This is a genomic window from Synechococcus sp. (assembly GCF_982614295.1).
This window is the reverse complement of record NZ_CEXBMR010000058.1, coordinates 1-9,659: the sequence shown is the minus strand read 5'-3', so window position 1 is coordinate 9,659 and position 9,659 is coordinate 1. Positions and strand designations below refer to the sequence as shown.

The following is a 9,659-nucleotide window of genomic DNA, read 5'->3' as shown; positions in this document are numbered from 1 at the left end:
AGGTGGAGAAATTGGTGGAGGTAAACAGCCCACAACTAAAAGCAATAGCTTCTCAGGTGGAGCAAGCAAAATCAAATTTAAGGGCGCAAATATCCGCTTGGTATCCAACTTTGAATTTGAGTACTAATGGATTCCCTTCTCGTGATTTTGGTAGCAGAACCCAAAGTTATGGCAGTGGTCTTGTTACTCAAAATAATCAAAATACTTTTACGGAATCGCAAATTTATGGAGCGGGAGCATCTTTGCGGCTCAACTGGGATTTAATAAATCCCCAAAGGGTGCCTCAAATTGCAGCAGCCCGTGATCAATTTGAGAAGGCAAAGAATCAATATTTAATCACATTAAGAGAGCTGAGGCTTCAAGCAGCTAGCGTATATTTTCAGCTTCAGTATTCTGATGATCAAGTGCGTATTGGTAAATCCGCAACTCAATCTTCTTCTATAAGCCTGCGTGATGCCAGAGCTCGCCTCCAAGCTGGAGTAGCAACCAAACTCGATGTTATGGAGGCGGAAACCCAGCTGGCCCGCGATCAACAAAAACTCACAGAGGGCATGTTGCAACAAGCAATTGCCCGCCGGGATCTAGCACGTCTGCTAGATCTGCCTCAAAATGTAACTCCAACTGCTGCGGATTCTTCCACATTGCTAGGCGTGTGGCAGCCCTCATTGCAAGAAAGTATTGTAGCTGCTTATGCATTTCGAGAAGAACTTGGCAATTTAATTCTTGATGTATCGATTGCAAATTCTAATGCCAATAGTGCCCTTGGCAATATCCAGCCTTCTCTGAGTATATTTAGCAATTCCGGATGGGATAAAACATTCGATGATGGCAATGGTTCGGGGACTAATACGGGTTACGTTGTTGAAGTATTAAATCAAGAAATTGGTTTGAACATAAAATGGAATCTGTTTGACGGCGGCCGCGCTGCAGCTCAAGCCCGCCAACAACGCCAACTGGCAACTGAAAATACCTATAAATTTTCCAGCCAGCGTGATCAGATTCGCTACGAAGTAGAGCAGGCTTATTACAACCTTCAAGCTCAAATACGCAATTTAATTACCACATCAAGGCAGGTGCTATCGACCCGAGAATCACTGCGCTTGGCCCGTTTGCGTTTTCAAGCCGGGGTAGGTACCCAACGCAATGTTGTTGATAGCCAGCGGGATACAACAAATGCTGAGGTGGATTACTCCAGAGCTGTTACCACATACAACACAAACGTTGCACAATTAAGGCGCCGCACTGGCCTTGATCAGGTGTTGCGTTGCACCCCAACTAAATTACCTGCTTTACCACCTAATAAAGATCCAATTACAGATGTTCCCGTTATTCCGGTGCCCACCAATTCGCCTTGCTTAGTTCAAGCTGTTTCTCGATAGTTTTCTTTTGGTTTCTTCTCGCTTGTTGTTTTTAGCATTAAGGCTTGGTTTGTTTCAAGCCTGCCTTGGGGCGCTTGCGGTGCTCACCTTGGGTATCTTTAATCGTTTATTAATTGATGATTTTCAAGTGCCAGCAGTGCTCACTGCTTTGGCTTTGGGCTGCCAGCAATTGGTTGCTTTTACGCGGGTGTGGTTTGGCAAGCGCTCAGATCAATGCCGCCTCGGTGGTTTACGGCGCACCCCCTTCATTCTTGGCGGAGCAGCAGCTTTTTGCCTTTTGTTTTGGCTTGCCGGCAGCACAGTGCTGTGGGTGGCATCCGCTGCTCAGGCCGGCGATAGCGCTGCGGTGGTAACGCGCTCGCTTTTGCTGGCCTTGGTTTTTCTGCTCTATGGCACCGCAATATCTGCCAGTTCCACACCATTTGCTGCACTCCTAGTTGATATCACCAATGAACGGGAGCGTCCGGCTTTGGTTTCAGTTGTGTGGTCGATGCTCACCGTTGGCATCGTGGTTGGTGCAATTGTGGCGAGTCGTTTTCTTGGTAGTGCATGCGCTAGCTCGGATTTAAGCCTTGTTGTGGCGGCAGTTCGCCAGCTCACCGTGGCAGCACCTCTAGTGATTTTTGGCTTAATTCTGCTTGCAGTTGTAGGGGTAGAGCGGCCGCTTGCTGCAACTGTTACGGCGAGCAAAACGCAGGAATTGGGTTTTGGCCAATCAATCAAGTTGCTGCGGGCTGATCCCCAGGTGAGCTATTTCTTTTGCGTTCTTTGTTTATTTACTTTCAGTTTATTTCTGCAGGAAGCAGTGCTTGAACCCTATGGCGGCGCTGTTTTCAACATGACGTTGTGCGAAACAACAAGGCTCAATGCCCTCTGGGGTATGGGCACATTGGTTGGTATTGCAAGCACTGGATTTTTGTTGGTGCCAAGGCTTGGTCCGCAGCGAACGGCCCTAGCGGGGGGAGTGATATCGGCGATTTTTCTTGTGGCAATAGCTGTATCAGGCGCTTTGGGTTCAGTGCTGGTTTTTAAATTTGCCCTTGTTTTATTTGGCTATGGAGCAGGTGTTGGCACAAACGCCTGCCTTACCTTGATGCTGGGGCTCACCTCGCCTCAACTGGCGGGCACATTTATTGGTTTATGGGGCTTAGGGCAGGCTTATTCCCGTGGTTTTGCCACAGTTGCAGGGGGAGGCTTACTCAGTTTATTTGGTGGCTTTTTTGGTAGCCAAAACAGTTACGGGGCTTATGCCAGTGTGTTCTTGTTACAGGCCGTTGGTTTGTTGCTGGCAGGAATTCTGCTATTGCGGGTGGATACAGCTTTATTCCAGCAAAGGGTGCAACGGGCCCTTGGCGATTTATTAGCCCTTGATCTTGATGCCTGAGCTGCAACTTTTGCTTGATTCCACCTTTCCTGCTGATCCCCAGTGGCAAGCCCTCCACGAACTGGTTGATCTGGTGGCGGAGCGCCAGCGGCTGGATTTTGGCCAGATCAGCAGCACCCAAAAACCAGATGGCAGCCTTGTTACAGCCTGTGATCAATGGAGCGACGCCACCTTGGAGGCAGGGCTCGCGAAGATCTTCCCGGGTGATGGATTGCTGAGCGAAGAAGGCAGCACGGTTGTGCCCCATGAGCTGAATTATTGGGTGGTGGATCCCCTCGATGGCACCACGAATTTCTCGGTGGGTTTGCCGATGTGGGCGATTTCAATGGCGCGTTTTTCAGCTGGCGTGCCAGTAGCTGCGATTTTAGATGTGCCCCCTTTGCGGCAGCGATTTGTTGCAGTTAAAGGCAAGGGGGTATGGCGTGATGGTGTGCCCCTTAGCAGCCCTGGTGGCCCTCGCCATGGCTGCAGTTGCGCGAGCCTTTGCACCCGTTCGCTCAAGGTTTTAAGCAGTTTGAACAGGCCCTTTCCAGCCAAAACCCGCATGCTGGGGGTGGCAAGCCTCAACCTTTTGGGGGTGGGTTTAGGCACCATGGTTGCGGCATTAGAGGCCACGCCAAAAGTGTGGGATATCGCAGCGGCTTGGTTGATGTTGCAGGAATTGCAATGCCCCTTGCAATCTTTGGCGGGCCCCGCTTTCCCTTTAATCGCTGGAGCAGCGGAAGCGGAAACCAGTTATCCCATCCTCACCGCTTGCAACCAAGAGCAACTAGAGCGATTTATGCCCTGGGCTTTGGCCTTGAACTAACGCGCGAGAGTTATTTAATCTAATGATATTTAATTTAAGGATTTTCAATTCCTAATTCCAGCCATACCGCTTGCAGCAAGCTTGTGAGCCCATTGCCAGTGGCAGCAGAAATCAGTAATACCTTTTGATTGAGTTCAGTTTCAAGAATTTTTTTGGTTTCTAATTGCTCCTCTGGATTTAATAATTCGCATTTACTTAGCACCGTTATGCGGGGCCGCTCCGGCAGGCCATGGCCATAGGCATGCAATTCATTTAATAGTGTGATCGCATCAGCTAATGGTTCGCTTGCACCGCAATCCACCAGGTGAATTAATAGCTTTGTGCGTTCAATATGACGCAAAAAATCCATACCTAATCCAGCCCCTTGCGCTGCTCCAGCGATCAGGCCGGGGATGTCTGCAAATACGGTGCCATCTCCACTGGGGCGCCTTACCACTCCAAGGTTTGGCACCAGGGTGGTGAAAGGATAATCAGCGATTTTAGGGCGGGCACTAGATAACACCGAAATCAATGTACTTTTGCCTGCATTAGGCATTCCCACTAGCCCCACTTCAGCTAGCAGTTTCAGTTCTAATTGCAGCTCTCTTTCTTCTCCATCTTTTCCTTCTGTGAACTTTTCTGGTGCTCTATTGCGATTACTTAGGTAATGGGCATTACCAAGGCCGCCCTTGCCGCCTTTGGCGATTATTAGTGTTTCCCCTTCCTCAGTTAGATCGCCAAGCAGCATGCCGCTGGGCAGTTCTCGCACCTCAGTGCCACGTGGCACTTTGATTATCAGATCGTTTGCACTGGCGCCAGTTGATTTGTTTGGTCCGCCCCTGCGGCCATCTGTTGCTTCAAACAAGCGTTTGTATTTAAAATCAAGCAATGTTTGCAGGTTGCTATCTGCAACCATCACCACATCAGCGCCCCAGCCACCGTCTCCCCCCGATGGTCCGCCGGCGGGTACATATTTTTCACGGCGGAAAGCGGCAATGCCGTCGCCGCCACGGCCGGCCTTCACGGCAATCATGGCCTGGTCGATGAACTGCAAAATGCCGTAGCCAATCCACCATTAAAGTTGAACAACTCGCCCTGCCCATTTGGCTGAGGTTGAATTTCGAGATTTACGTAAGCAATACCCTCCCCGCCGCGGAGGAGAGGCGGTTGAAGTGTTGCGTGGAATTGATCTAAAAATCCGTGATGGTGAATTCTTAGTGCTGGTTGGCCCCTCCGGCTGCGGTAAAAGCACTCTGTTGAGGCTTTTGGCTGGATTAGAAAATCCCAGCAGTGGTGATGTTTTTGTTGGTGGTCGCAACGTAACTTCCACGCCCCCATCGCGCCGGGATGTGGCGATGGTTTTTCAAAGTTATGCCCTTTATCCCCACTTAACAGTTGCTGAAAATATCGCCTTTGGGCTAAGGCGCAGTGGTTTTCGCAGCTTTGGGCAGCAAGTGCGCGATTGGTTTGCTCGCACCACCACGTTGATTCACTCCCCCCGTGAACAGCTGATAAAACAGCGGCTGCAGCGAGTGGCAGAGATGCTTGATCTTGGCCCCCTTTTAGATCGCTTGCCCAAGGAGTTGTCTGGGGGCCAAAAGCAAAGGGTGGCTTTGGGAAGAGCGATTGCTCGCGAACCGGCGGTGTTTTTAATGGACGAGCCACTCAGTAATTTGGATGCCAAATTGCGGGGTGATACCCGCCGGCAAATTGTTGATTTGCAGCATTCACTTGGTGTTACCACAGTTTATGTAACCCACGATCAGGTGGAAGCGATGACCATGGGCCATCGCATTGCCGTACTTAATGGCGGTTGTTTGCAACAGCTCGGCACACCTATGGAGTTGTATCAACAGCCAGCAAATTTATTTGTTGCTCAATTCATCGGTTCGCCTCCGATGAACCTGCTGGCGGTTGAGGTAGTTTCAGCCGAACAGGTGCTCTTAGGAGGGCGCCGCTTGTTGCTTGAACCTAAGGAATCGCACTTATTGAATGCATTCCAAGGCCAAATGCTCACCGCCGGTTTGCGGCCTGAAAAGTTGCGCTTAGCCCCTGCCACCAATCGCAATCTTCCTGCGGTAATCGAGCAGATTGAAGCTCTTGGTAATGAAGTGTTAGTTGCGGCTGTTCTGCAGGAAAGTGGTGAGAAAGTTCAGTTCCGAGCTGCGCCAGCTGCCTCTTTGCAACTTGGCCAAGCAATTCATTTGGAAGTTGATCCAAGTGGCTGGAGTCTTTTTGATAAGGATGGGCTAGCCCTAGGCGTGCCCAATCAAGCTGATAACACTCCGCAATTACCCAGGTTCGAGCTGGAGGGTTGAATGATCGATCCCCAGTTGGGCAAGGGCACCTTTGGCGTTGTGCAGTAATTCCATATCGTTTACCGCTTGAGGATTTCGCAAAATATGGGCGGTGAGGGCCGTTTGAGAGGTGCTCGTGCCCCACACGTGAATGTGATGAACTCCCGCCACCCCAGGCAGCGCGGCCAAGGTGCTTTCAACTTTTTCCATATCTATACCTGGGGGAACCCCATCAAGGGCTACCACCACCGACTGTCTCAGCAACTTCCAGCCGGTCCAAGCAACAGCTAATCCCACGATGATGCCCGTAAAGGGATCCAACCATTGAATACCGGTGAATTGAACTAAAAGAGCGCTTAGAAACACCGCCCCGCTAATAGCTGCATCAGTGAGCAGGTGCACCACCGCCGCTTTTTTATTCAGGTCGTGGTTGTGATTGTGGCCAAATAAACGGGCTGATCCCAAATTCACAAGTATTCCAATAAAAGCAGCTATCGCAACAGGGCCAGCAGTAACTTCAACCGGTTTTGCAAAACGCTGTAGCCCCTCAACGATTATCACCGCTGAGGCCATCAAAATAAAGCTGGAATTAATCATCGCGGCCAGCTGGGTGCTGCGGCCAAAGCCATAGGTGAATTGTTTGTTGGCGGGCTTTGCGCTTAGGTGTTCGGCTCCCCAGCCAAGTAGTAAGCCGGCCACATCGCCAAGGTTGTGCAAGGCATCGCCAATTAAGGCAAGGGAGCCAAAGCCGATGCCGATAGCCAGTTGCAAACCTGAAAGAGCGCTATTGAGCAGCACACTCCAGCGAAATGCCTCTGGGTTGCCGTCGCGATGTTCGTGCTGAATCTCCTTTGGTAGCCGCTGGCGGCTTACTGCAGGATGTTGTTGGTGGCTCTGCTTGTGGTCTGCCATTGATAAATTGCGTTAACGCAGCCAAACAACGCTGCATCCAGGGCCCCCCTCATCTTGGGTGGCATCGCAAACTTTGTCCACGTAGGCCAAGCCTTCAAGCCAACTGCGCAGGCCCCTTTTCAAGCGGCCACTACCAACCCCATGCACCACCCAAAGGGTGCCGCGGCAACGGCGCAGATGTTCTTCTACCAATGCTTCCGCTTCGTGAACCCGCATGCCGCGCACGTCGACGCTGTTACGGCTGGTGCGAATGCTGCTGCTTGCTGCACTTTTTACATCAACAGGAATAAAAGCCAAGGCCTTTTGAGGTGGGGCTGGCGGAACCGCTTTTTCCCCTTGCAAACCTTCAATGCCTTCAAGGGGCACTGTGAGCCTGAGCACCCCACAGCGCAGTTGTAATTCCTTGCCCCCATCGGCGATAGCTAGCACTTCGGCAGCTTTGCCAAGGCTTAGCAGCCGCACTCGATCCCCCACAGAAGGCATCCAACCTTTGGGTTGTTGGTTTGCAACAACGCTTCGATGGGTAGCTTCCAGTAATTTCAGCCGCTGGCCGGCCGTGCGGGCATCTTCCCCGCCGGCATCGCCTTGTCGCAACCGCCGGATTAACTGCCGCACCTCCTTTTGACCTTCGCGGATTGAACCCACCAATTGGTTGCGTGCTTGCCCCTGCTGTTCAAGCTTGATTTGCTGTTGCTGCAGCCAGCGTTGCTGCAATTCTTCGTGCAGTAGTTCCGCCCGCATCAGTAGCGCTGCTGCTTCTTCTGCTGCTTCCTGTTGCCGTTGCCGTTGCGCTTCAAGGCCGCTGATCACACTATTTACGGTGCTGGTGCCTTGGTTTTCCAAAAGGGTTGCGGCTGCTTGCAACACCGCCTCGGGTAAACCCAAACGCCGTGCAACAGCTAGGGCGTTGCTGCGGCCTGGAATCCCCCAGAGCAACCGATAGGTGGGGCGAAGGCTGGCTTCATCGAATTCCACCGAGGCATTTTCAAAGCGTGGGTCGTTGTATTTGAGTGCTTTTAATTCACCAAAATGGGTAGTAGCAACCGAGAGCTGCACCGTTGCCGCCAGTTGTTGCAGCAAGGCGGTTGCTAGAGCACTGCCTTCGCTGGGATCGGTGCCGGCCCCCACCTCATCGAGCAGCACTAGAGCCGGCGCTAAGCCTTCGCCATTGCGGGATTGCAGCGCTTCGATGGCAGCCAGGATCCGGGCGATCCGTTTCACATGGCCGCTGAAGGTGGAAAGGTTTTGTTGCAGCGATTGTTCATCGCCGATATCCGCTAAAACCGCTGCGCACCACGGCACTTTTGCGGTGCCAACGCAGGGCAAAAACAATCCCGCCCGTGCCATCAAAGCCGCAAGACCAAGACTTTTAAGTGCAACGGTTTTGCCGCCAGTGTTAGGGCCCGTGATTGCCACCACCCTCAAGTTGGGATCAATTTGCAGGCTCACTGGCACTACGGGCTGACCCCCTTCGCGCCGTTCTTGCCACATCAGCAGCGGATGGCGCAATTCCCGCAATTGCCAGTGCTGGCCACCAAGTTCAGGTTTTACGGCACCAAGCCAGCTGCTGTATCGAGCGCGGGCAAGGCCCATATCCAGCCGACCTAAACATTTTTGTAAGGCCAGCAGCGAATCTATTTCTGCACCAACGGCAGCACTGAGCTGGAGCAATATGCGCCGTTCTGCTTCCCGTTCCTGCGCTTCCAGTTCTGCGATGCGATTACCAAGGGAAATCACTACCTGTGGTTCGATAAAAACGGTGCCGCCGGAGGCGGAACTATCGTGAACTTGGCCTTGAAATTGCGCCGCTGCGCTGGCCTTCACCGCCAGCACAGGCCTGCCATGGCGTTGAGCGATCACATTGTCTTGTAATTGAGCAGCTAAGCGCCTCAGTAAATCTTGCAAACGTTGCTGCCGCTCTTGGCGTTGGCCCAGTAATTGACGCCTCAAACCCTCAAGGCTTGAACTGGCTCGATCTGCCACCCGCCCACCATCTTCTAGAGCAAAACGTAATTTCTGCTCCAGTTCTGGCAGGGTGCGCAATCCCTCCAGTAGAGCGGTGGTAACGGGTCGCAGCAAAGGATCATCGATTTGACGCCGCAAACGTCTTGCGGCTGCCAGGGTTTCTGCGAGCTCCAGCAGGGCTTCACCGCTGGCGCAACCACCCTTGGCGCAAAGTTTTAGGAAATTGGTTAGATCAACCACTCCAACAAAACTGAGCCCTCCTTCTAGAAGGCCATCAAGGCCCAGCAGCTCTGTGGTTTCAGTTAGTAAGCGTTGGGCTTCCTTTTGCTCTGAGGCAAGGGGTAGGGCAAGGCAAAGCTGCCGCCCCAGCTCACAACTGGCAAATTGCGCTAGTTGTGCCGCCAGCCGCTCCCACTCCAGTAATTGGAGTGTTTCCGCTGCAATATCAACAGTGCTTTGCATCCCCTTCCAGGTTGCTTGGAATCCCTCCTGGGGGTTCGTAGAGCATTTCTAACCAGTTGCCTTCTGAATCTTGCAGGTAAAAACTGGCGGTGCCATCGCGATGCTCAAGGATTGAGCCGCAGTTATGGCCTGCGCTTTGTAGTTGGCTGTGAATGGCATCAATTTCAGAGCGAACCTTGAAATGGAACGCGAAATGGGGCCCTGCCGCCTTATAACCCGGCCCCAGCAGGGCTAAACCATCAGCGCCAGCCGTTAGGTAAGCCCAATCGCTGGCATCCCACACCAACTGCATGCCAAGGCTTAGGTAAAAAGACTTTGCCCTTGCCATATCAGCCACTCGAATGGCTACATGGCCCAAGCGTTCCACTCCCATAACAATTGCACGATTACTCCATTGTTGAGGGCAATGGTGCCAAGTGGGGATTGGAGGCAAAATACAGATTAGTTGGTTTGTGGTTTTGCTCCTCGATGCC

At 52.2% G+C, this 9,659-nt stretch carries 8 protein-coding genes; 4 read left to right on the top strand and 4 right to left on the bottom strand.

The features are described 5' to 3' along the window. The 3 genes from AC2JC8_RS09015 to AC2JC8_RS09005 form a co-directional block, all read left to right on the top strand. A partial coding sequence (locus AC2JC8_RS09015) for a TolC family protein (RefSeq protein ID WP_484594572.1) occupies positions 1 to 1,379 on the top strand: 1,379 nt, incomplete at its 5' end. Between the two features lie 7 nt (positions 1,380 to 1,386). After that, positions 1,387 to 2,763 carry a BCD family MFS transporter gene (locus AC2JC8_RS09010; protein WP_484420216.1) on the top strand — a complete coding sequence of 459 codons (1,377 nt, stop codon included), beginning with the start codon at positions 1,387 to 1,389 and terminating at the stop codon, positions 2,761 to 2,763. Then, positions 2,756 to 3,571, top strand: a complete 816-nt coding sequence (locus AC2JC8_RS09005; protein ID WP_484401261.1) for an inositol monophosphatase family protein — start codon at positions 2,756 to 2,758, stop codon at positions 3,569 to 3,571. The genes AC2JC8_RS09010 and AC2JC8_RS09005 overlap by 8 nt, the downstream gene beginning before the upstream one ends. Before the next feature lie 34 nt (positions 3,572 to 3,605). Here AC2JC8_RS09005 and obgE read toward each other — a convergent pair whose 3' ends face one another. Beyond that, entirely contained in the window at positions 3,606 to 4,604 is a 999-nt protein-coding gene (gene obgE / locus AC2JC8_RS09000) for a GTPase ObgE (RefSeq protein WP_484594571.1), read from the bottom strand. Between the two features lie 49 nt (positions 4,605 to 4,653). Between obgE and AC2JC8_RS08995 the strand changes: the two genes are divergently transcribed. Then, positions 4,654 to 5,868 (top strand): ABC transporter ATP-binding protein, encoded by a 1,215-nt coding sequence (locus AC2JC8_RS08995; protein ID WP_484401258.1) that lies wholly within the window; start codon positions 4,654 to 4,656, stop codon positions 5,866 to 5,868. Here the strand turns inward: AC2JC8_RS08995 and AC2JC8_RS08990 are convergent. Genes AC2JC8_RS08990 through AC2JC8_RS08980 form a run of 3 tightly spaced genes read right to left on the bottom strand, consistent with a single transcriptional unit; the run spans position 5,842 to position 9,559 of the window. After that, positions 5,842 to 6,759, bottom strand: coding sequence for a cation diffusion facilitator family transporter (locus AC2JC8_RS08990; RefSeq protein ID WP_484594570.1), 918 nt, complete (start codon positions 6,757 to 6,759; stop codon positions 5,842 to 5,844). The genes AC2JC8_RS08995 and AC2JC8_RS08990 overlap by 27 nt on opposite strands. Positions 6,760 to 6,771: 12 nt before the next feature. Continuing rightward, complete coding sequence (locus tag AC2JC8_RS08985; RefSeq protein ID WP_295475423.1) at positions 6,772 to 9,186, bottom strand: endonuclease MutS2; 2,415 nt, start codon at positions 9,184 to 9,186, stop codon at positions 6,772 to 6,774. Then, complete coding sequence (locus AC2JC8_RS08980) at positions 9,170 to 9,559, bottom strand: VOC family protein (RefSeq protein WP_295475443.1); 390 nt, start codon at positions 9,557 to 9,559, stop codon at positions 9,170 to 9,172. The genes AC2JC8_RS08985 and AC2JC8_RS08980 overlap by 17 nt, the downstream gene beginning before the upstream one ends. Positions 9,560 to 9,659 lie beyond the last annotated feature (100 nt).

Bases quoted from the DNA above. Each gene is read 5' to 3' on its own strand.
- AC2JC8_RS08980 (WP_295475443.1), bottom strand. From the start codon at position 9,559: ATGGGAGTGGAACGCTTGGGCCATGTAGCCATTCGAGTGGCTGATATG.
- AC2JC8_RS09005 (WP_484401261.1), top strand. From the start codon at position 2,756: ATGCCTGAGCTGCAACTTTTGCTTGATTCCACCTTTCCTGCTGATCCC.
- AC2JC8_RS08990 (WP_484594570.1), bottom strand. From the start codon at position 6,759: ATGGCAGACCACAAGCAGAGCCACCAACAACATCCTGCAGTAAGCCGC.
- AC2JC8_RS08985 (WP_295475423.1), bottom strand. From the start codon at position 9,186: ATGCAAAGCACTGTTGATATTGCAGCGGAAACACTCCAATTACTGGAG.